Genomic DNA, 665 nt, shown 5'->3' on the forward strand with positions numbered 1-665 from the left:
ACGGCTCCACGCGATCAGCATGCCCAAGCGACTGGGCCATTAGAGACACGTACTCCTCGAACCGTTTCGTAGAGGCTTCCATCGCTTTCCTCGTAACTCACTTGAAGATAAGCAAATAATGCCTTATTTTTTAACACAGTAGTACTAGGAGGCGAGCTGACCTAGCCGCTGTTCAGTTCTCAGTCCCATTAAGGGGCCAGGACTGTTGCTGCAATCGCTGCAGCGCTTCCAACATGTCACTCTGATCGAGCGACCGTTGGGCCTTCTTGCCGGGCGGCCTGCCGCGTTTCCGCGGTGTTCCATCCGTGCTTGGCACAGCCTGAGAGCGCCGGTTGTCACGCTTCTCCTGAACGTATTGCGCCATCTGCAGGACGTGTCCGATCCGCTTGTTGTCGACGATCGCACCTTGATCAATTTCCGACAGCCGGTCGTAGATAGCGTAGGGAAGTGCGGCGCCATTCGCCCGCGGTTCTATGCGTCCATCCGGGTAGTGATAGACGTCGATATAGCGCCCGGCCAGCTTGCGATGCTCCGAGGTGTCGGCAAGCAGGTAGAGCATCTTGTCGTACTGAATCGTCAGGCTCTTGGACACGCAGCGCGGTTCGCGCCAGGTGAAGATCAGATCCAGATTCTCATCTGGTCGCAGCGGCCGATGCGCGTCGTGG

At 57.4% G+C, this 665-nt stretch carries 1 pseudogene; it reads right to left on the bottom strand.

Features of this window, described 5'->3' with window-relative positions:
• Positions 1–172: 172 nt before the first annotated feature.
• Positions 173–665, bottom strand: a pseudogene (locus tag AC1DQ3_RS36635) (ISNCY family transposase); the annotation flags it as partial.

It is taken from the genome of Cupriavidus sp. 01T418 (assembly GCF_056398885.1).